The organism is Mycolicibacter icosiumassiliensis, assembly GCF_900078685.2.
Taxonomy (GTDB): domain Bacteria; phylum Actinomycetota; class Actinomycetes; order Mycobacteriales; family Mycobacteriaceae; genus Mycobacterium; species Mycobacterium icosiumassiliensis.
The window spans coordinates 1,645,229-1,668,062 of record NZ_LT546166.1 but is presented as its reverse complement, the minus strand read 5'-3'; the positions used below and the strand labels follow the sequence as shown (position 1 = coordinate 1,668,062).

Below are 22,834 nucleotides of genomic sequence, written 5' to 3'. Positions count from 1 at the left end.
CCTGCTCGCTATCGGGCGGTTGATGAACCTACGGTACCGTAACCTTGGCCCGACGGCATCACAGCAGATCGAGCAGGAACGGCAGCTCCTGGGTGGCGTACCAGGCCAGGTCGTGGTCCTGGGCGTCGCCGACGGTCAGCTCGGCGTCCTCATCGCCGAGGTCGGCGTCGTCGATCACCGCCAATGCCGCGCGCACAGCGGGCTCGGCCGCAGCGTTGTCCACATACGCCGCGACCACGTCGGTCATCGTGACCGGCTCGGTCAGCCGGACCACGGCGGCATCCAGATCGGGGCGAACGGTGGCGCCCTCGACCTCGGCAACGAGCACCGCCCGGCGGGTGGGCAACGTCTCACCGGCCGCGCCGGCGAGCAACCGCAGCGAGGCCAGCGCCGCCTCCCCGAGTGCGACCTCAGCCAGCTCGTCGTCGTCGCCGTGGGCATAGGACTCCCGCAGCGCCGGGGTCACCGCGAACGCAGTCCCGCTGACCGGACGCAATGAACCGTCGGCGACCAGTTGGGCCAGCATGGCCAGCGTCGCCGGGATATATACCCGCATGTGCCAGACCTTAGCCGCGATCGCGAGCACGGCGAAGCCGGGCGAAGCCACTCACGCGTCGTCCAGCAGGGTGGCGGCGTAGTCGTCCACATAGCGGTAGAGACTGCGGTCGGGCCGCTCGTAACGGCCGGTGACGATGGGCTTCTTCGGCAAGTCAACCCGCTGGTGCTCCACCTCGCGATACGGGATGGACTCCAGCAGGTGCGCCATCATGTTCAGCCGCGCGTGGGTTTTGACCTCCGACTCGACCAAGTACCAAGGGCTGGAAGCGGTATCGGTGTGAGACATCATCTCGTCACGGGCCCGTGAATAGTCCTCCCAGCGGTGCAGCGCCTCCAGGTCCATCGGCGAGAGCTTCCACTGCCGCAGTGGATCGTTACGCCGCTTTCGGAACCGGCGCAGCTGCTCGGTCTGAGAGACCGAAAACCAATACTTGCGCAACAGGATTCCGTCATCGATCAGCAGCTGCTCGAAGACCGGCGCCTGCTTGAGGAACTGCGCATGCTCTTCGGGCGTACAGAATCCCATCACCTTTTCCACCCCGGCCCGGTTGTACCAGGATCGGTCGAAGAGGGTGATCTCACCGCGCGCCGGCAGATGCGCGACGTAGCGCTGGAAGTACCACTCCCCTCGCTCACGCTCAGTGGGCGCCGGTAGCGCCGCGATCCGCACCGTGCGCGGGCTCAGGTATTCGGTGATGCGCTTGATGACCCCGCCCTTGCCTGCGGCGTCACGCCCCTCGAAGAGCACCACCACCCGAGTGCCGGTAGTGCGGACCCATTCTTGGAGTTTGACGAATTCGCTTTGCAGACGCAGCAATTCCTTCTCGTACACGTCGTCGGCGAGCCGCCGTTTAGCGGCTTGGAATTCGTTGTCACTCACTGTGCTGCCTCCAGTAGTTCGGCCAGCGCCTCGTCCAGCAGTGCTGAGACCATTCCTACGTCACTCATGGCCTTGCGGTCGGCATTGACGCCGAAATAGAGCGTGCCGTTGTAGGACGTGACCCCGATCGCCAACGCCTTGTTCGGCAACAACGGCGGCACGCTGTAGGTCTCGAGCAGCTTCGCGCCACAGACATAGAGCTGGCGCTGAGTGCCCGGCGCATTGGTGATCAGCAGGTTGAACACCCGCCCGGAGAATCCGGCGAACGCGGTCGCGACCCGAACACCCATCGCATGCAGGGTTGGCGGGGCGAAGCCCGCCACGGTCAAGATGGTGCGGGCATCCACCAGCCGGGTCGAGGAGGGATGCGATTCGGTGGCATAGGCGATCTGGGAAAGCCGGACTACCGGATTCGTTTCTCCGACAGGCAGATCCACCAGGAACGGCGTGACCGCACCGATCGGCTGACCGGCGGAGTCGAATTCGTGGTCCGGGTACACCGACAACGGTGCCAGCGCCCGTACGGTGCGCGTCGATCCGACCGGTTCGCCGCGGGCCAGCAGCCAGTTCCGCAACGCCCCGGTGATCACGGCAAGCACCACGTCGTTGATGGCGCAGTCGTAGCGGGCCCGCACCGTTCGGTAATCCTCCAGCGAGCCGCTCGCAACCGTGAACAGGCGGTTCTGCGAGACCTGGGTGTTGAGCGGGCTGTGCGGGGCCGCACCGCGCGCGACGGCCCGGACTGCTTCAAACGCCTTGCGGCCCGCCCAGGTCAACGGGCTGCCGACCGTCGATCCCACCGCCTGCAGTTGGGTCCGCGGAGCCGCTAACCAGTCCCCGACCGCGCCGAGGACCAACTCGACGGCGCCGGGCTCGTCGCGCGGCACCCAGATGTCTTCATCGAACGCCGGTGGGCGCGCAGTCCGGTCGACCAGGACGTGCGCCAACGCCGGCGCCGCCATGCCGTGAACCAGCGCTTGGTGCGACTTGACGTAGATGGCGATCCGGTTGTCAGCTAGCCCCTCGATCAGATAGGTCGCCCACAGCGGCCGGGACCGGTCCAGCGGTTGCTGGCTCAAACGCGCGATCAGCTCGTGCAGCTGGCGATCGCTGCCGGGAGATGGCACCGCGAGATGCCTTACGTGGTAGGTGATGTCGAACTCCTGGTCATCCACCCACACCGGGCGGGCCAGGCTCATGGTGACTTCGCGGATCTTCTGCCGGTAGCGCGGGATCTGCGGCAGCCGCCGCTCGACGGTCTCCAGTAGCTTGTCGTAGCCCAGCCCGCCCCGCGGGTTGCGCAGAATAAACAGCGACTGCACATACATCGGCGTCGTGGTGTTCTCCAGCCGGTAGAACGAGGCGTCCGACGCCGATAGCCGGTTCACCATCCTGGCACCCGTCCTCCCTGCTGGCTCGATCCGGCCGGGCGCTGAACCAGCTCCGGATCAGAGAAAAACACTGCCGCTCACGGTAGCCCGCCGCTAGGCCGCGCCGCACGCGGATACGCCGCAGCCGCGATTGTGCGATGATCGCCGCACACGCCCTGCCACTCTCCAGCAGGCCCGCCGCCCGGACCGACCTTGGAGAGTTGCCGTGCCCATCGATCCCACTTCGCCCCCGCGATCGACCGTCGCACCGATGCTCGATTACGAACCGCCTGCCCGCCCCGCCATGCCGGCTCGGCCCGCGCACTCGCCCGGGCCTTCGCCGTCGGTCCGGCCGCGGCGCGGGCATCCCCCGAGGACACGGCCCGATCGGCCCGCACGCAAGGCATTGCCGGCGCCGTTGCAGTCGGCAGCGGTGTTCGCCGACGCCGCACTGCGCCGGGTCCTGGAAGTGGTGGACGGGCGCCGGCCGTCGACGCATCTGCATCCGCTACTTGCCACCGGACTGGCCGGCTCGGTGGTATCGGCTCGGCCGGCGGCACCGGCGGGCCGGGTTGAGCCGGCCACCCTGCAGCGGGTGCGCGTGCAACCGGCAGGTTCAGCCGAACCGGCAAGCGCGGTGGAAGTTTTCGGCACCTACCGGCGCGGACCGCGCACGCATGCACTGGCCTGCCGCGTCGAGTTGGTTCCCGGGGGCAGAAACCGCGGCAACGGCGGCAACAACACAGCCTGGCGGATCGTCGCTCTGCACATCGGCTAGCGCCGATCGCAAGCGCGGCGAAGCCACGCGCTGGGGGTACCGCCCGCTGGCCGGGGACGGGTCGGCGCCATCGGCTGAGCGCTGCGCCCTCAGCTCTTGCGAGGAACCTTCGGCAACCGGGGCCCGCGGCCTTCGCGGCGGGCCGCTTCGCGGCGCTCACGGCGAGATGTCGCGCCCGCCGGTTGCAGGTCATCGTTCCGGCGCACCTGCGCGGAACCGTCCTCGTCGGGACCCGAATAGGTCAGCCCCGCTGTGCCGTCCGCGCCGTCAGCCCCGTTGGCACCGTCGATTCCCTTGGCGCGCAACCCGAACTCCGCCAACCCCTCGGGGGCATCCACCGGCGCCACCGACTGCTTCGGGACCGCCTCGACGGCGACGTTGAACAGGAAGCCGACCGACTCCTCCTTGAGCCCGTCGAGCATGCCGCGGAACATGTCGAAGCCTTCCCGCTGGTACTCGACCAGGGGGTCACGCTGCGCCATCGCCCGCAGACCGATGCCTTCCTTGAGGTAGTCCATCTCGTAGAGGTGCTCACGCCACTTGCGGTCCAGAACGCTGAGCAGCACGCCGCGTTCCAGCTCTCGCATGGCGCCGGTCCCGGCGGTCTCGTCGACCTGGGCCTCACGCGCCGCGTAGGAGTTCTCGGCGTCGGCGAGCAGCGCCTCGAGCAGCTCTTCGCGAGTCAGGTCGTCGGCCTCACCGATGTCGTCGGCGTGCAACAGTTGGTGATAGTCGATCCCCACCGGGTACAGGGTCTTCAGCGCGGTCCACAGCTGCTCGAGGTCCCAGTCTTCGGCATAGCCCTCAGCGGTGGCGCCGTCGACATAGGCGGTGATCACGTCGACGAGCATGTCGTTGGCCTGCTCGGCCAGGTTCTCACCGTCGAGGATGCGGCGGCGCTCGGCGTAGATCACCTTGCGCTGCTGGTTCATCACCTCGTCGTACTTCAGAACGTTCTTGCGGATCTCGAAGTTCTGCTGCTCGACCTGGGTCTGGGCGCTCTTGATCGCCCGGGTGACCATCTTGGCCTCGATCGGCACGTCGTCGGGCAGGTTCAGCCGGGTCAGCAGCGACTCCAGCGCCGCACCGTTGAACCGTCGCATCAGCTCGTCGCCCAACGACAGGTAGAACCGCGACTCGCCCGGGTCACCTTGGCGGCCGGACCGACCGCGCAGCTGGTTGTCGATACGCCGCGACTCGTGCCGCTCGGTGCCCAGCACGTAAAGACCACCGGCCTCGATCACTTCCTCGGCCTCGACGGCCGCCTCGGCCTTGATCTCGCGCAGCGCCGCATCCCAGGCGGCCTCGTACTCGTCCGGGGTCTCCACCGGGTCCAAGCCCTGACCGCGCAGCCGCTGGTCAGCCAGGAAGTCGACGTTGCCGCCGAGCACGATGTCCGTGCCGCGACCGGCCATGTTGGTGGCCACCGTGATCGCGCCGCGCCGGCCCGCCTCGGCGATGATGTGCGCCTCACGCTCATGCTGCTTGGCGTTCAGCACGTTGTGCGGGACGCGCCGCTTGGTCAGCTGCTTGGACAGATACTCCGAGCGCTCCACGCTGGTGGTGCCGATCAGCACCGGCTGGCCCTTCTCGTAGCGCTCGGCGACGTCGTCGACGACCGCGAGGAACTTGGCCTCTTCGGTCTTGTAGATGAGGTCGATCTGGTCCAGGCGCGCCATCGGCTTGTTGGTCGGGATCGGTACCACACCCAGCTTGTAGATCTCGTGCAGCTCGGCAGCTTCGGTCTCGGCGGTGCCGGTCATGCCGGCGAGCTTGTCGTAGAGCCGGAAGTAGTTCTGCAGGGTGATGGTGGCCAGGGTCTGGTTCTCGGCCTTGATCTCCACCCGCTCCTTGGCCTCGATGGCCTGGTGCATGCCCTCGTTGTAGCGCCGGCCCACCAGCACGCGGCCGGTGAACTCGTCGACGATGAAGACCTCGCCATTGCGGACGATGTAGTCCTTGTCGCGGTTGAACAGCTCCTTGGCCTTCAGGGCGTTGTTGAGGTAGCTGACCAGCGGGGAGTTGGCGGCCTCGTAGAGGTTCTCGATACCGAGCTGGTCCTCGACGAACTCCACCCCGAGCTCGTGCACACCGATGGTGCGCTTGCGCAGATCCACTTCGTAGTGGACGTCCTTTTCCATCAGCGGCACGATCCGAGCGAACTCGGAGTACCAGTTGGAGCTGCCGTCGGCAGGCCCGGAGATGATCAGCGGGGTGCGGGCCTCGTCGATCAGGATGGAGTCGACCTCGTCGACGATGGCGAAGTTGTGCGGGCGCTGCACCAGCTGTTCGAGCGAATGCGCCATGTTGTCGCGCAGGTAGTCGAAGCCGAACTCGTTATTGGTGCCATAGGTGACGTCGGCGTGGTAGGCAACGCGTCGCTCGTCCGGGGTCATCTGCGACAAGATCACCCCGACCTCCAGGCCGAGGAAACGGTGCACGCGGCCCATCCACTCGCTGTCGCGCTTGGCCAGGTAGTCGTTGACGGTGACGACGTGCACGCCCTTGCCGGAGATCGCGTTGAGGTACGCCGGAAGCACACAGGTCAGGGTCTTGCCCTCGCCGGTCTTCATCTCGGCGACGTTGCCGTAGTGCAGCGCCGCGCCACCCATCAGCTGCACGTGGAACGGCCGCTGGGTCAGCACCCGCCACGCCGCCTCACGGGCCACCGCGAATGCCTCGGGCAGCAGGTCGTCGAGGGATTCGCCGTCGGCGTGCCGCTGACGGAACTCGTCGGTCTTGGCCCGCAGCTCGGCATCGGTAAGCGCTTCGACATCCCCGGAGAGGGTGTCGATGTAGTCCGCGACCTTCCGGAGCCGTTTGACCATGCGGCCTTCACCAAAACGCAGCAACTTGGACAGCACGGCTATGTCCCCTACTCAGTCTTCGGCATTACGAGCGTCACCCATGGTAGGTGACACCGTTGCCAGGGGTGGCAATGCGCCGCCAACGCGGCTCCGCCAAGGCAGTGGCCTCAGACCAAACGGATCAAGCCGTAGTCGTAGGCGTGCCGACGGTAGACCACCGACGCCTGGTCGGTCTCCTTGTCCTGGAACAGGAAGAAATCGTGGCCGACAAGCTCCATCTCGTAGAGCGCGTCGTCGACCGACATGGGTGTCGCGGTGTGTTCCTTGGTGCGCACGATCTGGCCAGGCTCATGCTCGTGGCCGTCGCTGTGCCCGCCCGCCTCGCGGTGGTCGGGTTCGGCGGTGCCGTCCCGGTTGAATGCGTCGGCGAGGAACTCCGGGTCCAACTTGGTGATCCCGGTGGCCTCCGCTACCGACAGGGGAGTCTTGTCGCCGTAGGAGACGTTGCGACGGCCCTTGTCGCGGCGCAGGCGGCTCTCCAGGCGGTCGATCGCGGCCTCGAACGCGGCATAGAAACTGTCGGCGCGGGCCTCCCCGCGGACCACCGGGCCGCGGCCGTGCGCGGTGATGTCGATCTGCTGGCAGGATTTTCGCTGGCGTCGATTATTGGCATGCTTGAGCTCGACATCGAAGAAGCGAATCGAGCGGTCCAACCGCTCCACGCGGGCCAGCTTCTGCGCGACGTAAACCCGGAAATGGTCTGGAATCTCGACGTTACGGCCCTTGACCACGATCTCCGCACCCGACTGGTCGGGGCGCTCGTCCACATCGACCGACGTCGCGCTGGTTTCCACAAATTGATTTGCCATGCTCGACACTCTCCTATCGTCTCGACCACGTTCTTTCGAGGTCCCCGGCCCGTTCTTTCAAGGTCCCCGGCCCTTGATGACGACCGTAGCCATGCCGCCGGATACGTGCCACCGGTTTGGCGCACCCGTTTGACACCCGTCTCATACCGAAGCGATCACAAGCGCCGCAGAAACCCGCACCTGGGCGTGACGCAGCACCCGCACCGACTCGGCCAGGGTGGCCCCGGTGGTCACGACGTCGTCGACGATCAGGACATCGCCGGCTCCGGACAAATCCGCCAGGCCACGTCGGCGCAGCAGGACTCGACCGGCGATGTTGCGTTCCCGGGCGGCGCTGCCCAGACCGACCGAGTCGCGGGTCAGCGCCCGCATCCGCAATGCCGGCGTGACCGTCACGCCGACATTGCGCGCCGCGACCGCCGCGGCGATCCGCGCGATCGGATCGCCCCCGCGCCGTCGAGCGGCGCTGCGGCGGGTGGGCGCCGGGATGATCGTCAGCGGCAGGTCCACCATCTGCCAGCGCAGCAGCCGCGCCAGCGCAGCGCCCAACGCCAATGCCAGCGGCGCGACGAGGTCGCTACGTCCGCGTTCCTTGACCGCGACAATCGCCTGCCGGCGGGACCCGGCGTAGCGGCCCAGTGCGAACACCGGTACCTGCGGATCCAGTCGCGGGGCGATCACCCGCGGTTCGTCCGGCCCAACGGCCAGCTGCGCGGCGCAGACGGCACACCATCGGGTCCCGGGCGCACCGCAGCCCCCGCACTGCAGGGGAAGCACCGCGTCAAGCACGAGGGAGATGCTGCCCCCGGGGTGTGACATCAAGTGGGGCCAGCTGTTCTAGCCGGTCCTAATCCCCGGACAGGTCGGCCGAGAGGTCGGCGACCGCGACCCCCTCGGGTGCCTGGACCTCCGGCTCGCTACTACGGTATGTCGTACCTCGGCGTCAAGGGGCATTTAGTCCGCAGAAAAACTAACGCCAGACCCCAAATTCGTGGCGGCCCGGATAATTTCGCGAATACCCATCCTCGATACTGTTAGCGTCCGATCCATGAGCACCGACGCGACACAATTGGGCGCGCCGACCAGCGAATCCGGCCGTGCCGGGGCGCTGGTCGGCAAGGGCTGGGCCCAGGGCGTGGCCCTGGTCATGATCTTCGGTTTCCTGGTGATGGGCATCTTGGCCTACCGCACGTACACGGCATCAATGCCGATGCCAGACAGGGTCGTTACCGAATCCGGCCAGGAGCTGTTCTCCGGTGCCGACATCACCCGCGGCCAACAGCTCTATCAGGCCCGCGGCCTCATGCAGTACGGCTCGGTGCTGGGCCACGGCGCCTATCTCGGCCCGGACTACACCGCCGAATACCTGCGGCTGGCCACCGAAGACGTCGCCGATCAGTTCAAGGCTCAGGGCGTGGCGAACCCGCACGACGACGTGGTCGCCGAGTTCCGGACCAACCGCTATAACGCCGATACCAAGACGTTGGTGTTCACCGACAAACAGGTCCAGGCGTTCAACGACATCGAGAAGCACTACGCCGACTACTTCGGCGAAGCCTCCACCAAATACGGCCTGCTGCCGCACATGATCACCGACCCCGGCGAGATCCGCGATCTGACCTCCTTCTTCGCCTGGACCGCGTGGGCGGCGGCCGCGGACCGGCCCGGTCACAACTACAGCTACACCAACAACTGGCCCTCGGAGCCCCGCGTGGACAACGTGCCCACCGGATCGGTGGTGGTGTGGTCGGTGCTGTCGCTGATCATGCTGTTGGGCGGCATCGGCATCATGTTCACCGTTTACGGACGCTGGAGCCAGAACATCGGCTGGCACGGCACCGAGATGACCAAGCTGCACTTCCGCCAGCCCGGCGAGGTGCCGCTGACCCGCTCGCAGCGCGCCGCGATCTGGATCTTCGCCGTCGTCGCGGTGCTGTTCTTGGCCCAAGTCCTGCTCGGCGGCGCCGTCGAGCACTATCGGGCGGATCTGTCGGAGTTCTACGGGATCGACCTCGCCAAGGTCCTGCCCTACAACCTGGCCCGAACCTGGCACCTGCAGCTGTCACTGTTCTGGACCGCGGCGGCGTTCCTGGCCGGCGGGATCTTCCTGGTACCCTTCATCACCCGCCGCGAACCCGGCAAGCAGTCGATCCTGGTCTACGGATTGCTCGGCGCACTGGCGGTGGTGGTCTTCGGGTCGCTGACTTTCGAGGCACTGTCGATCTTCGGGGTGATCAAGCCGGGGACCATCTTCTCCCAGCAGTGGGAGTTCCTGGACCTGCCACGCCTGTTCCAGGTGCTGCTGATCGTCGGCCTGTTCCTGTGGATCGTCATCATCTGGCGCGGCATGCGCTCGAAACTGGCCACCACCTCGAAGATGAACCTGCCCTGGATGTTCTTCTTCACCGGACTGGCCATCCCCACCTTCTACGCGGCCAGCCTGCTGGCCGGCAGCGAGACACACTTCTCGGTCGCCGACTTCTGGCGATTCTGGATGGTGCACCTGTGGGTGGAGGACTTCCTGGAGCTGTTCACCACCGCGATGGTGGCCTACATCTTCGTGCAGCTCGGGGTGGTGCGCGAGCGCGTCGCGCTGCTGGTCATCTTCCTCGACATCATCTTGTACTCCGCCGGCGGCGTGATCGGCACCATGCACCACCTGTACTTCTCCGGCACACCCGTCGAGCACATGGCGATGGGCGCGTTCTTCTCGGCCGCCGAGGTCATCCCGCTGACCTTCCTAACCGTGGAAGCCTGGGCCTTCCTTCAGCTGGGTGCCCGTCAGGAAGCCGGCGAGCAGAACAACTTCCCGGCCCGCTGGGCGGTGATGTTCCTGGTCGCCGTCGGGTTCTGGAACTTCCTGGGCGCAGGAATCTTCGGGTTCCTGATCAACCTGCCGGTGGTGTCCTACTACGAGATCGGCACCGCGCTGACCGCCAACCACGCACACGCCGCGATGTTCGGGGTCTACGGCATGCTCGCGGTCGCCCTGGCGATGTTCGCCTTCCGCTACGTGATCCCGGCGGACAAGTGGCCGAACAAACTGGCCCGGATCTCGTTCTGGAGCATGAACATCGGCCTGGCGTGGATGGTGTTCGTCACGCTGTTGCCGCTGGGCGTGCTGCAGCTTTTCCACTCGGTCAACGACGGCTATTTCGAAGCACGGTCACTGGGGTACATCACCAAGCCCGGCAATGCGCTGCTGGAGTGGATGCGCCTGCCCGGTGATGCGATCCTGATCATCGGCGGCGTGCTGCCGTTCGTCTGGATCGCCTGGATTGCGTTGCGCAACTTCCGCTCCGGCGAGACAGTCGACGAGCTGCCGGAGAACCCGCTCTACGTCGAGGTCCCGGCGGACTCCACGGCTGCAGGCAAGGACTGAGCATGACCGGGCCGGCGACCTGGGTGTGGCTGGTTGCCGGCTACGCGCTGCTGCTGCTGGCTTTCGCCTGGGGCTTCGACCGGATGGCCCAGCGGACCTCCGAGCGCGCCGCGCAGTGGCGTACCGGCAAGTTCGTCTACCACGACGACCATGACGCGTGGAAGTGCCCGCAGGACCAGTGGCTCTGGCCCACCTCGTTCGATCCGGACAATCGCGTGATGCGGTACCGGGCGACGCCGTCGGTCTGCAACTCCTGCCCGGTCAAGCACACCTGCACCACATCCAGCCACGGCCGGGAGATCAGCCGAGCGGTCGACCCGTGGCCGCACTCCGAGACCGGCCGGTTCCACCGAGGCATCGCTTGTGCGGTAGCGGGTTTCGGGATCATCCTGCCGGCGGCGACGTTGTTCGTGAACCACTCGGCCGCCGATGTGCTGGTGTTGACCGCGGCGATCGCCGTGGTAGCGGCCGGCGGCTTTCCGCTGCTGCGGCACCTGTGGCATACCCCGAGTAATGCCCCCGATGACCGGCCGCACCGATCCGTCGCCGAAGATCAGGCATTGCAGGTCGAGGCCGCGATCGACCGATACTCCACCCGGTGGGGCGGCTTTTCCGACGACGCGTCGAGCAGGAGGCAGCAGCTCAAGTGAGTGAAGGACTGATCACCGTACTGGTGCTGGCCATCGTGGCACTGGCGGTGCTGGCTTATTTCGCGCTGAATGTGGTGCGCGAGTATGAACGCGCCGTGGTGTTCCGGATGGGCCATGCCCGCCCGCTCTACCAGCCCGGGCTGAAGTTTCTGTTCCCCCTGGTGGACAAGATGATTCGGGTGGATCAGCGGGTGGTGACGCTGACCATTCCCCCACAAGAGGTGATCACCCGCGACAATGTTCCGGCCCGGGTCAACGCCGTGGTGATGTTCCAGGTCACCGACCCGATCAAGGCGATCATGGAGGTCGAGAACTACGCGGTGGCCACCTCGCAGATCGCCCAGACCACGCTGCGTTCCCTGTTGGGGCGGGCGGATCTGGACACGCTGCTGGCGCACCGCGACGATCTGAACGCCGACCTGCGCACGATCATCGACAAGCAGACCGAGCCGTGGGGCGTCCAGGTGCGGGTGGTCGAGATCAAGGACGTGGAGATCCCCGAGTCGATGCAACGCGCGATGGCCCGCGAAGCCGAGGCCGAACGCGAGCGCCGGGCGAAGGTGATCAACGCCCGTGGCGAGTTGCAGGCGTCCGAGGAACTCAGCCAAGCCGCCGAGCGGCTTTCGCAGAACCCGGCCTCGCTGCAACTGCGTTACCTGCAAACCCTTTTGGAACTCGGGGCCGACCAGAACTCCACCGTGGTGTTCCCGCTGCCGGTGGACATCATCACCCCGTTCCTGGGCGGCGCGGCCGAGGCGCTGCGCGCCGCCAAGCGGGACTAGCGCAAACTACCGCGCCACCATCCCGCCGTCGGCGTGGATGGTCTGGCCGGTGATGTAGCTGCCGGCGTCGGAGACCAGAAGCAGTATCGGACCGACCATTTCGTCGGGTTCGGCGATGCGCTGTTGCAGCGTGGCACCCCGCAGCGCCGCGATGAACTCCGGCGGGTTGTTACGCACCATGTCCGTATTGACCGGCCCGGGGGCGATCGCGTTGACCCGGATCCGCGACGACGCCAGCTCAGCCGCCATGGACCGGGTGAAGGACACCAGTGCGGCCTTGGCGGCCGAGTACATCGATGTCGCCGGCGAATAGACGAAGGCGCCGGCCGACACCACGTTGACGATCGCGGCGTGCTGGCTCTTCCGAAGATGCGGCAGCGCCGCCTGCACCAGGAACACCGGCCCCTGCAGATTGACCGCGAACGACTTGCTCAAGGCCTCCGGGGTGATCTCACCCAACGGCAGCGCCAACGCATTGGCCGCGTTGTTGATGACGATGTCCACCCCGCCGAACCGCTCGACCGTGGCGTCGACCAGCTGCTGGATCGCCTCGACGTCACCGAGGTGGGTGGGCACCCCGATGGCCTGGGCGCCGGCCTGGCGAAGTTGCTCCGCGGCACGCTCGCAGGCCTCGCTCTTGCGGCTGGCCACCACCACGTTGGCGCCGGCAGCGGCCAGTCCGTGCGCCACCGACAATCCGATGCCACGCGTTCCGCCGGTCACGATGGCGGTGCGTCCGGTCAGATCGAACAATGCGTTGAGGGCAGACCTGTCCACTGGGATCTCCTCTGTCTCGGCCGAAGCGCATGAAGCGTAATTCACGCCCACCGAGCGCCCCTCCGGCGGTTCGGGGCTAAGTACCCTGTGAATCCGCCAGTTGCGCCGCTACCGTGGGCAGTGCCGGAGCGGAGAGGACGCGATGTGATCAGAGTCTTTCTGGTAGACGATCACGAGGTGGTACGGCGCGGCCTGATCGACCTGCTGGGCGCCGACCCCGAACTCGACGTGGTCGGTGAGGCCGGTTCGGTGGCCGAAGCCCTCGCCCGCATACCCGCGCTATGCCCGGATGTCGCGGTGCTCGACGTCCGGCTGCCGGACGGCAACGGCATCGAACTGTGCCGTGACCTGCTGTCGCGGATGCCCGAACTACGGTGCCTGATCCTGACATCTTTCACCTCCGATGAGGCCATGCTCGACGCCATCCTGGCCGGCGCCAGCGGCTACATCGTCAAGGACATCAAGGGCATGGAGCTGGCCCACGCGGTCAAGGAAGTCGGCGCGGGACGGTCACTGCTCGACAATCGCGCCGCAGCCGCCCTGATGGCCAAGCTACGCGGCGCCGCCGCAAAACCCGATCCGCTGTCGGGCCTGTCCGAACAGGAGCGGACACTGCTGAGCCTGCTCGCCGAAGGCCTGACCAACAAGCAGATCGCCGACCGGATGTTCCTGGCGGAAAAAACCGTCAAGAACTACGTATCACGGCTATTGGCCAAGCTGGGCATGGAGCGTCGCACCCAGGCCGCAGTCTTCGCCACCAAACTCGAGCGCGCACGGAATGATTGACGACGCATCCGAGGAAGGACCGAACCCCCTGCGCGACAAGCTTTCTCATCTGCAGCTACGCGAACTGCTGGTCGGTGTGCAAGACCGGGTCCAGCAGATCGTGGAGGGCCGCGACCGCCTCGACGGACTGCTGGCGGCGATGCTGGCCGTCACCTCGGGTTTGGAGCTCGACGAGACCCTGCGCACCATCGTGCAGACCGCCACCAATCTGGTCGACGCCAAATACGGTGCGCTGGAAGTACACGACCGCCACCGTCGAATGCAGCAGTTCGTCTATGAGGGCATCGACGACGACACGTTCGCCAAGATCGGTCGGTTGCCCCAGCAGGTAGGGGTGGTCGGTCTGCTGATCGACCAACCCCAAACGCTGCGACTGGACGACCTCTCCAAACATCCCGCGTCGATAGGTTTTCCGCCTCACCATCCACTGATGCGGACGTTCCTCGGCGTACCGGTGGGCGTGCGCGGTGAGGTGGTCGGCAATCTGTACCTCACCGAAAAGGCCAACGGGCAGCCATTCAGCGAAGACGACGAAGTGCTGGTGCAGGCGCTGGCCGCCGCCGCCGGGATCGCGATCGCCAACGCCCGGTTGTACGCCCAGGCCAAGGCGCGGCAATCCTGGATCGAATCCACCCACGACATCGCGACCGAACTGCTGTCCGGAACCGACCCCACCACGGTGTTCAGGTTGATCGCCGAGGAGGCCAGCAAACTCACCGGCGCCGAGTCGGCGCTGGTGGCCATCCCGCTTGACGAGGACACCGCCGAAGCCGAGGTCAGCGAGCTCCTGGTGGTCGAAACCATCGGGCCGACAATGGCTTGCCTATCCGGGGAGACCCTCCCGGTGACCGGCTCCCCGGTCGGCGAGGCCTACTCGAAGCGGGAACCGCACCGAGTCGACCGGCTCACGTTGACCGGTGTCGACGCGGCCGGGCCGGCGCTGATACTTCCGCTGCGCGCCGCCGATGCGGTGGCCGGAGTGGTGGTGGTGATGCGGCACAGCATCACGGCCCCGTTCAGCGTCGAGCAACTCGAGATGATGGCTGCGTTCGCCGACCAGGCCGCGCTGGCCTGGCAGCTGGCAACCACACAGCGCCGCATGCACGAACTCGATGTGGTCACCGACCGGGACCGGATCGCACGCGACCTGCACGACCATGTGATCCAACGGCTTTTCGCCGTCGGACTGTCCTTGCAGGGCACCATTCCCCGAAGCCGGGACGCCGCGGTGCAGCGCAGACTCTCCGACGCGGTCGACGACCTACAGGAGATCATCGGCGAGATCCGCACCACCATCTTCGACCTGCACGGCGTCGCCTCCGCGGCGACACCGTTGCGGCAGCGACTGGACAACGCGGTGGCCCAATTCTCCGGATCGGGACTACACACCACGGTCCAGTTCGTCGGCCCGCTCTCGGTGGTGGAGCCGGGTCTGGCTGATCACGCCGAGGCGGTGGTTTCCGAGGCGGTCAGCAATACGGTCCGGCATTCGGGTGCCACCGCAGTGACCGTGCAGATCAAAGTCGAAGACGACCTGAGCATCGAGGTGAGCGACAACGGCCGCGGAATGCCCGAGGTGATCAACCGCAGCGGCCTGGCCAACCTGCGGCAGCGCGCCGAGCAGGCGGGCGGGACCTTCAGCGTCGCCTCGGCCCCCGACGGCGGGACCGTGCTGCGCTGGTCCGCTCCCCTGATGGCCTAACCGCCGCAGTGGCGGATCAGGCGTGCAGCGCCAGCCCCCGAACGTCCCCCGGTTCCACCGCCCGAGCATCGGCGACCAGCCATTGGACGGTGTCGTTGAGGAAGCGCCGCGGGGTCGCCGGCAGCGGATCGGCATTGATCGGGGCCCAGCCCACCCGCAGCAGCATCTGCGGATAGCCGCTGGTTCCGAAGACGTCGCGGCGCACCGCAGCGCGGGTTTCGGCGATCTCCAGCGGCTCGGTGACCGGGCAACTGGCCAGCCCCAATGCCGTCGCGGTCAGCAGCACCACACTGGTGGCCTCGCCGGAGCGCAGCTGGGCCAGCCGGTCGTCGGTCTCGGTGCCCAACGCCAACATCACCGCGCGGTCCTCGGCCGGGACGGCACCCGGCGGCTGGGCCAGTGCCGGCCCGGCGAAGAACCGGCCCGGAATCGGGGCGCCGACGTCCGGCGCCGGAACACTGTGCGCCGGAACGCCGGCCACCGACCCGTAGCGCCCGCTCCAGGTCGCCAACTCGGCAAGGTAGTCGTAGTCGGTCCGATGCTCGAACACCGCGCGGGCCACCACCGCGTTCAGCCGATCCAGGGCGTCGACCCGGCGCAGCATCACGCCCGCCCGGGCGGCACGCGCGCCCATCAAGGCAATGTCGGCGCCGGCCACCGGCCAGCCGCTGAAGTAGCGACGGTCGGTGCGCCGCCGCGGGATCGCCGCCGCCAGCGCGACGTCGACCTGCGAGAGATCGGGTTGCGCGCCAAGCGGACACAGCTCGATCGAGGCCAGCAGGTCGGGCCGCGACGGGTCGGGCAACCGATGAACCTTGACCTGCTGCCCTAACGCGGCGAGCGCCACCACACAGTGGTGTAATGCCGCACCGCAGCTCAAGATCATGCCCCGGCCGTCGGGGTCGACGTTGCGCAGCTGCAGATCGGGCTCGACGTACAGGTCCAGTCGGGGCGCGGACGGCGCAGGGTCCACCCGCCAGCGCCACGGTTGGGAGTTGTGTACCGACGGCGCTCGGGCTGCCAACAGTAACGCGGTTCGGATGGTCTCCCGGACCGCCGCGGCATCCGGGTAACCCGCAGGCTGTTCATCCACGGTCCAGCCCCTTTCTTCCCTGGCGGTCCCGGGCCCACTTCCCGCCGAGCCCAAGAGGACCTGCCCTTTTCACGATCCTCTGCGCCCCACCGGTCCGACCAGGGCACGAAGACCCGCACCTTCGCCGTCGACTCGGGACTTCTGGCCCTGCCTTCATCCGCGATGCGGGCGGACCATGAGAACGGGGCGCGGGCAGGAGGACGCATCGTGGAGCAGCTGACGACCCTGGACGCGGGGTTTCTGCAAGCCGAAGACTCCGACCGCCACGCCAGCTTGGCCATCGGCGCCCTGGTCGTCCTGGAAGGTCCGGTGCCGGACTACGCCTCGCTGGTCTCCACCCTCGCTGCCCGGATCAGCGGCTGCCGGCGGTTCGCCCAGAAACTGCAGGCGCACCCGCTCGACCTGGCACCGCCGGAGTGGGTGGACGACCCCGACTTCGACATGGCACACCACATCGGACGGATTGCCCTGCCGCATCCCGGCGGCGACGCCGAACTGTTCCGTGTGGTCGCCGACCAGATGGCCCGCCGGCTGGACCGGGACCGGCCGCTGTGGCACATCTGGGTCATTGAAGGACTCGCCGACGACCGGTGGGCGATGCTGATCCAGGTTCACCAGTGCGTCGGCGACGGGATCGCAACATCGCACCTGTTCACCGGGCTGTGCGACGAAAGCGGCGCGGGCGAAGGGGTGTCGAGCTTCACCGGCCACCTTCGCGGCGGCGACGAAAACAATTCGGCCCCCGTCCAATTCGGGCTGCACGCGGTGAGCCTCAATCCGGTGAGCTGGGCTGCCGAACTCTGGCACGTCTCGACCGCGATCGGGGCCGCCGCGGTACGCGCCGCCCGCGGCACCGTCGAACTGTCGGCGGGACTGCTGCGACCGGGCGGCAGCACCTCGTTGAACGGGCCGATGAGCGCGTTGCGCCGGTACAGTTCGGCCGCGGTGTCCCTCGATGACGTCAACCGGATCTGCCGAGCGTTCGACGTGACCGTCAACGATGTCGCGTTGGCCGCCCTGACCGAGGCCTACCGCGGCGTGCTGGACCGCCGCGGCGAACGCCCGGTCGCGCAGACGCTGCGCACCCTGGTGCCGGTGTCCACCCGCGCCCAGGATGCCTCCGGCCACACCGACAACCGGGTCTCGCTGATGCTGCCGCTCCTGCCCGTGGAGGAAGACAACCCGGTGCGGCGGCTGCACCTGGTGCACGCGCGGCTGCGCCGAACCAAGGGCACCGGGCAACGTCAGGCCGGCAGCGCACTGGTCACCGCGACCAACCATCTGCCGTTCCCGCTGACCGCGTGGGCGGTTCGGCTGTTGACCCGCCTGCCGCAGCACAGCGTTACCACCGTGGCCACCAATGTCCCCGGGCCGTCGCTGCCGCTGCACATCTTGGGCCGGCGGGTTCTCGAGATTCTGCCGGTGCCGCCGATCGCGCTGCAGCTGCGCACCGGCGTCGCGATGCTGAGCTACACCGACAACCTGTTCTTCGGCATCCTGGCCGATTACGACACCATGCCCGACATCGACGAGTTCGCCCGCAGCATCGAAGCCGCGGTGGCTCGCCTGGTGGTCAGCGCCAAGCGGCGCAAGACCAGCAAGAGCAGGCGCTCTCGCCAACCCCTCATCGGCGCTGGCTAGCTGCCGGTCCTGCCGCTCAGCCCGGCAGTACCGGCAGCGCACCGCTCACCATGAACGGCCCCAGCGGCGACCAGCTCTGCTCGTCCTCGGCCGCCGCGGATGACAGTGCGAGCACTCCGCGCGGATCGGCCACATAGACCGTGGACGGGTCGGCCACGATCGTCGACACCGGTAGCTGAAGGTTGCCGTTGGGCGCATCGGAGTTGACCCCGTCGATGTTGACGTAGGACACCGGATGTTTCGGATCGGACCGGCTCACCACGATGTCGTCGCCGGTGCGCCAGCTCAGTGACACCGCCGAGGAGCCGAGCCCGAAGCCCAACCGGCGCGGGTAGTGCAGCACGAATTGGCCGCCGGGCATCTGCTCGACGCCGGCCAGGATCACCTGCCCACCGATCACCATGGCCGCCCGAGTGCCGTCACGGGACAGTTGCAGCTCGCTGATCGGTCCGGGGAACCGCGCGGAGACCGCCCCGGAGTCCACCGGGATGCGGGCCGGGCGGCCCGTCGCGACTTCCTGGATGGCCCGCAGCACATTGTTGCCGTCGACCACCACCCACACGGCCTCGTCCAGCGACCAGCTCGGCCGCGACAGGGTGTGCCCCTCGGCCGCCTGCACCGCCTCGCCACCGAGGTCGCCGATCCACAAGGTGGCCTCCGGGTCACCGGGGTGCACCACCACCGAGGCCACTTGGCGGCCATTGCGCGATAGCGCGCACGACTCCTGATCCGGCTCCCGGCCGAACGCTCCCGGGACCCGATTGGCCTGCTGCCCGTCCAGCACCAGCAGCGATCCACCCACCAGCGCGTGTATTCCCGCACCGGCGCCGTCGGAGGCGCCGGGATCGGTGGTGGCCACATCGGAGGTGGTCCACCCGTCGGGGAACCTGTCGTCGAGCGCCGCACCGCCGGCGTCAATCACATAGGGACCCTTGATGTCAGCTCGGGACAGCGTCCAGATAAGTTGCGCGGCAAGCAATTTCCTGGTGTTCGGGTCGGTAGCCGACAAACTGTCCAGATCGATCTTCGCGCCGCCATAGCCGCGGCCCACCCCGCTCTTGCCGCCGTCGGCGCGGGTCACCGGCCCGCGCAACCGCAGGGGCGGCGCCAACAGGTTGCGCACACCGGCCATCTCAGGACGGGGGCCGGCGATCAGCTTGGACACCAGTTCGGTCGCCAGCTGGTCGGGATCGGACACCGCCACGTAACGGGGATCGGGAACCACCGTCTTGCCGGTCGGGTCGACGAAGTACAGCGTGTTGCGTTTGTAGGTGGCCTGGAACTGCTGCCAGTCCAGAAACACCCCGTTGGGCAGCCGATCGATGCGCCAGCCGTCGGGGGTCTTGAGCAGCTCGATCGGCTCCGGCGCAGGCAGGGCGCCCTCAGCGGTCTCGAACACCCCCATGTCCGACAAGGACCCCAGCATGTCCGCGCGCATCGTGACCGCCACCCGGCCCGCACTACGCGTCTCGACGAACACCACGTTGTCGATCAGCAAAGCGCTACCGGCGTCGTCCCAAGAGTCGGAGGCCTCCTGGGTGAGGAACTGCCGCGCCGCCCGATGCCGGTTGGCCGGATCGGCGGTCGCCTTGAGGAATTCCCGCAGCAGCACATCGGGATCCATGCCCGGGGTGGGCTTGGGCAGCACCGACGGCGGCGGCGCGTCCACCGTGCCGATCGCCTGCGGCGCCGACGTGCTGGGCACCCCGGCGCCCCCTGCCAGCGCGCCGACCAGCGCTGCCACCGCCAGCATCCGGGTTGCGGTCCTGTTGCGGGGCATCATCCGATCTCCCCCGCAAGCGGGCGGTGCCCCCACTCGGCGTGCTCGCGGGCCCGCTGACGACGCTCCCGACGCTCGGCGGCGCTCACCGGCTTCATCGGCAGCGGGCTGGTGGTGACCTTGTGTCCGCGCACCAGTGGCAGGGTGAGCCGGAAGCACGCCCCCTTGCCCGGCTCGCCCCAGGCCTCCAGCCGGCCCTGATGCAGCCGGGCGTCCTCCACGCTGATCGCCAGGCCCAACCCGGTCCCGCCCGAGCGTCGCACCCGCGACGGGTCGGCGCGCCAGAAGGTTGCGCAGGATGCGTTCCACCCGACGCGGATCAACCTCGGCGATCACCTGATCGCCAGGCATGTCTACCTTGAGCGCGACGCCGGCATCGGCAGTCAGGTGACCCACGTTCTCCAGGGCGCTGTTGACCGTCGAGCGCAGGTCCACCGACTCCACCGACAATTCGGCCACACCGGCGTCGTGGCGGGAGATCTCCAGCAGGTCGTTGAGCAGCGACTCGAACCGATCCAGCTCGCTGACCAGCAACTCGGTCGAGCGCCGCAGCGAGGGTTCGAGGTCGTCGCTGTGGTCGTGGATCAGGTCGGCGGCCATCCGCACCGTGGTCAACGGGGTACGCAGTTCGTGGCTGACGTCGGAAGTGAACCGGCGCTGCAGATTGCCGAACTCTTCGAGCTGGGTGATCTCCCGCGAGAGACTCTCGGCCATGTCGTTGAACGACACCGCCAGCCGGGCCATGTCGTCTTCACCGCGCACCGGCATCCGTTCGGACAGATGGCCCTCGGCGAAACGTTCGGCGATCCGCGACGCCGACCGTACCGGCAGCACCACCTGCCGCGACACCAGCAAAGCGATGCCCGCCAGCAGCACCAGCAGCACCAAGCCGCCGGTGGCGATCGTGCCGCGCACCATGGCGATCGTGTTGCGTTCGGTGCCCAGCGGATAAATCAGGTACAGCTCCAGGTTGGTGATGCGCGACGTCGTCGGGGTACCGATCACCAGCGCCGGCCCGGAAAAGCCTTCGACGTGCACTGTCGCGTACTGGTAGCTGACCTGACCGGCCTTGACGAATTCACGCAGTCCGGCCGGAACCTGATCCACCGGCCCGGCGGTAGTCGCCGCGCGCGGCCCCTCACCGGGCACCACCAGCACCGCGTCGAACGCGCCTGCGGTACCGCTGCCGGCTGCCGGGTCGGTCTTGGACATCAGCGTGTTGCGAGCCAGCTGCAGACTCGACGTCAGCGAACGGGCCTCCTCACCGCCGACGATGCCACCGGCAGTGACCCGCGCCCGCACGATCTGCTCGGTGGCCGCCCGGACCTTGACGTCCAGCACCCGATCGGTGATCTGGCTGGTCAACACAAACCCCAGACCCAGAATGACCGCAGCCGACATGCCCAACGTCAGCACCACAACCCGCAGTTGCAGCGAACGACGCCAGGCAACCTGCACCGCGCGGCGCAGTGTATTCACGCCGAGCAGCAGTGGACCCGATCGCCGGGGGCGCCGTTTGGAGCTGAAGATCACCGCAGCCGCTCCCCGGTGGGGATCACGGAGGTCCGGCCTTGTAACCCACTCCTCGGACGGTCAGCACCACAGTCGGGTTCTCCGGGTCTTGCTCCACCTTGGCCCGCAGGCGCTGGACGTGCACGTTCACCAGCCGGGTGTCAGCCGGATGGCGATATCCCCAGACCTGTTCGAGAAGCACCTCACGAGTAAACACCTGCCGCGGTTTGCGTGCCAGCGCCACCAACAGGTCGAACTCCAGCGGGGTCAGCGAGATCTGCTCCCCGCCGCGGCTCACCTTGTGCGCCGGCACGTCGATGTCGATGTCGGCGATCGAGAGCATCTCGGCCGGCTCGTCATCGTTGCGGCGCAGCCGGGCCCGCACCCGGGCCACCAGCTCCTTGGGCTTGAACGGCTTCATGATGTAGTCGTCGGCGCCCGACTCCAGCCCAAGCACCACATCGACGGTGTCGGTCTTGGCGGTGAGCATCACGATCGGCACACCCGAGTCTTTGCGCAGCACCCGACAGACGTCGATGCCGTTCATGCCGGGCAGCATCAGGTCCAGCAGCACCAGGTCGGGCCGCAGCTCGTGCACGGCGGTGAGCGCCTGGGTGCCGTCACCGACGACCGCGGTGTCGAAACCCTCCCCACGCAACACGATGGTGAGCATCTCGGCCAGCGACGCGTCGTCGTCGACGACAAGAATCCTTTGCCTCATGGCGTACATGGTGTCACCAGATCGAGATAAAACGCGGCTATCACACGCGCGTTTCGCCGAGTTACCCGCGCATTTGTGCAGTCAGATCGGCCGCCAGAGCGGCCGCGTCGACCGTCGGGCCGACTACCTGCCAGCGTCCAGCAAACCCGGCCCGGGCCAACCCGCGGTATACCGCACCGGTGCGCCGCTGCAGACCGTCGTCGCGCTCGTAGCTGTCCCGGGTACGCGCGGCGTCCTGGTCCTCGCGGCGCCGGGCCCGCTGCGCGGCGAGTTCGGTGGGCACGTCGAGCAACACCTGCCAGTCCGGGGCGGGAAGCCCGAACCGCTCGAATTCCAGCCGGCGTACCCAGCCCACCATCTCCCCGGCGGCGTCCTGGTGCAGCCGGGCGGCGCTGTAGGCAGCGCTGGAGGCGACGTACCGGTCCAGGATCACCACGTCGTTTCCGCGGCACAGCGCGTCGATCTCGTCCTTGGCTCCGGCGCGATCCAATGCGAACAACATCGCCATCGCATACACCGAGTCGGCCAGATCGCCGTGCCGGCCGTGCAGCGCTTCGGCGGCCACATCCGCGGTCACCGAGACGCCATAGCGCGGGAACGCCAGCGTGGCCACCGACTGACCAGCCCCCTCGAAGGCCGTGCGCAACCCTTGGGCCAGGGTGTTCTTCCCGGCGCCGTCAACGCCTTCGATCGCGATCAGCATGGCGCGAGTGTGCGGTTTCGTACGCCACCTACGGTGTGTTGCG

At 67.6% G+C, this 22,834-nt stretch carries 18 protein-coding genes and 1 pseudogene; 7 read left to right on the top strand and 12 right to left on the bottom strand.

Features of this window, described 5'->3' with window-relative positions:
• Positions 1-58: 58 nt before the first annotated feature.
• The 3 genes from BN4346_RS31795 to BN4346_RS31785 are packed head-to-tail and all read right to left on the bottom strand — an operon-like array spanning position 59 to position 2,829.
• The gene (locus tag BN4346_RS31795) at positions 59-556 is read right to left on the bottom strand and encodes a DUF6912 family protein (protein WP_067971121.1); all 498 of its coding nucleotides are present in this window, start codon (positions 554-556) and stop codon (positions 59-61) included.
• Positions 557-607: 51 nt separating this feature from the next.
• Positions 608-1,438, bottom strand: a complete 831-nt coding sequence (ppk2, locus tag BN4346_RS31790) for a polyphosphate kinase 2 (protein ID WP_067970713.1) — start codon at positions 1,436-1,438, stop codon at positions 608-610.
• The gene (locus BN4346_RS31785; RefSeq protein ID WP_067970711.1) at positions 1,435-2,829 is read right to left on the bottom strand and encodes a WS/DGAT/MGAT family O-acyltransferase; all 1,395 of its coding nucleotides are present in this window, start codon (positions 2,827-2,829) and stop codon (positions 1,435-1,437) included. The genes ppk2 and BN4346_RS31785 overlap by 4 nt, the downstream gene beginning before the upstream one ends.
• A 250-nt stretch (positions 2,830-3,079) precedes the next feature.
• On the opposite strand from BN4346_RS31785, the gene BN4346_RS31780 reads away from it, so the two are divergent.
• Positions 3,080-3,586: an Rv3235 family protein gene (locus BN4346_RS31780; protein ID WP_078058537.1), complete on the top strand. Its 507-nt coding sequence runs from the start codon at positions 3,080-3,082 to the stop codon at positions 3,584-3,586.
• An 89-nt stretch (positions 3,587-3,675) separates the two neighbouring features.
• Here BN4346_RS31780 and secA read toward each other — a convergent pair whose 3' ends face one another.
• From secA to BN4346_RS31765, 3 genes are all read right to left on the bottom strand, one after another.
• A complete protein-coding gene (gene secA / locus BN4346_RS31775; RefSeq protein ID WP_067970707.1) occupies positions 3,676-6,450 on the bottom strand; it encodes a preprotein translocase subunit SecA in 2,775 nt (924 codons plus the stop codon).
• A 110-nt stretch (positions 6,451-6,560) separates the two neighbouring features.
• Positions 6,561-7,262 (bottom strand): ribosome hibernation-promoting factor, HPF/YfiA family, encoded by a 702-nt coding sequence (hpf, locus tag BN4346_RS31770; protein ID WP_067970705.1) that lies wholly within the window; start codon positions 7,260-7,262, stop codon positions 6,561-6,563.
• A gap of 141 nt (positions 7,263-7,403) precedes the next feature.
• Positions 7,404-8,051, bottom strand: coding sequence for a ComF family protein (locus BN4346_RS31765; RefSeq protein ID WP_067970704.1), 648 nt, complete (start codon positions 8,049-8,051; stop codon positions 7,404-7,406).
• Between the two features lie 259 nt (positions 8,052-8,310).
• On the opposite strand from BN4346_RS31765, the gene BN4346_RS31760 reads away from it, so the two are divergent.
• Genes BN4346_RS31760 through BN4346_RS31750 form a run of 3 tightly spaced genes read left to right on the top strand, consistent with a single transcriptional unit; the run spans position 8,311 to position 12,076 of the window.
• Entirely contained in the window at positions 8,311-10,644 is a 2,334-nt protein-coding gene (locus BN4346_RS31760; protein ID WP_067970701.1) for a nitric-oxide reductase large subunit, read from the top strand.
• 2 nt (positions 10,645-10,646) lie between these two features.
• Positions 10,647-11,294 carry a hypothetical protein gene (locus tag BN4346_RS31755; RefSeq protein ID WP_067970699.1) on the top strand — a complete coding sequence of 216 codons (648 nt, stop codon included), beginning with the start codon at positions 10,647-10,649 and terminating at the stop codon, positions 11,292-11,294.
• A gap of 8 nt (positions 11,295-11,302) precedes the next feature.
• Positions 11,303-12,076, top strand: coding sequence for a slipin family protein (locus tag BN4346_RS31750; RefSeq protein ID WP_407695130.1), 774 nt, complete (start codon positions 11,303-11,305; stop codon positions 12,074-12,076).
• Between the two features lie 6 nt (positions 12,077-12,082).
• Here BN4346_RS31750 and BN4346_RS31745 read toward each other — a convergent pair whose 3' ends face one another.
• Positions 12,083-12,853 (bottom strand): SDR family NAD(P)-dependent oxidoreductase, encoded by a 771-nt coding sequence (locus BN4346_RS31745; protein ID WP_067970695.1) that lies wholly within the window; start codon positions 12,851-12,853, stop codon positions 12,083-12,085.
• Positions 12,854-12,997: 144 nt separating this feature from the next.
• Between BN4346_RS31745 and dosR the strand changes: the two genes are divergently transcribed.
• Positions 12,998-13,639: a hypoxia response regulator transcription factor DosR/DevR gene (gene dosR / locus BN4346_RS31740; protein WP_067970693.1), complete on the top strand. Its 642-nt coding sequence runs from the start codon at positions 12,998-13,000 to the stop codon at positions 13,637-13,639.
• Positions 13,632-15,341 (top strand): GAF domain-containing sensor histidine kinase, encoded by a 1,710-nt coding sequence (locus tag BN4346_RS31735; protein WP_067970690.1) that lies wholly within the window; start codon positions 13,632-13,634, stop codon positions 15,339-15,341. Before dosR ends, BN4346_RS31735 begins: the two co-directional genes overlap by 8 nt.
• A 16-nt stretch (positions 15,342-15,357) precedes the next feature.
• Here BN4346_RS31735 and BN4346_RS31730 read toward each other — a convergent pair whose 3' ends face one another.
• A complete protein-coding gene (locus BN4346_RS31730) occupies positions 15,358-16,434 on the bottom strand; it encodes an Acg family FMN-binding oxidoreductase (protein ID WP_067970688.1) in 1,077 nt (358 codons plus the stop codon).
• Positions 16,435-16,641: 207 nt separating this feature from the next.
• Between BN4346_RS31730 and BN4346_RS31725 the strand changes: the two genes are divergently transcribed.
• Complete coding sequence (locus tag BN4346_RS31725; RefSeq protein WP_096867655.1) at positions 16,642-18,075, top strand: WS/DGAT/MGAT family O-acyltransferase; 1,434 nt, start codon at positions 16,642-16,644, stop codon at positions 18,073-18,075.
• Positions 18,076-18,091: 16 nt separating this feature from the next.
• Here the strand turns inward: BN4346_RS31725 and lpqB are convergent, their stop codons facing one another.
• The 4 genes and pseudogenes from lpqB to BN4346_RS31705 form a co-directional block, all read right to left on the bottom strand.
• Positions 18,092-19,828, bottom strand: coding sequence for an MtrAB system accessory lipoprotein LpqB (gene lpqB, locus BN4346_RS31720; RefSeq protein WP_096867497.1), 1,737 nt, complete (start codon positions 19,826-19,828; stop codon positions 18,092-18,094).
• A gap of 26 nt (positions 19,829-19,854) precedes the next feature.
• Positions 19,855-21,388, bottom strand: a pseudogene (gene mtrB, locus BN4346_RS31715) (MtrAB system histidine kinase MtrB).
• A gap of 22 nt (positions 21,389-21,410) precedes the next feature.
• Positions 21,411-22,097, bottom strand: a complete 687-nt coding sequence (mtrA, locus tag BN4346_RS31710) for a two-component system response regulator MtrA (protein ID WP_013829915.1) — start codon at positions 22,095-22,097, stop codon at positions 21,411-21,413.
• A 52-nt stretch (positions 22,098-22,149) separates the two neighbouring features.
• Positions 22,150-22,791 carry a dTMP kinase gene (locus BN4346_RS31705; RefSeq protein WP_067970684.1) on the bottom strand — a complete coding sequence of 214 codons (642 nt, stop codon included), beginning with the start codon at positions 22,789-22,791 and terminating at the stop codon, positions 22,150-22,152.
• Positions 22,792-22,834 lie beyond the last annotated feature (43 nt).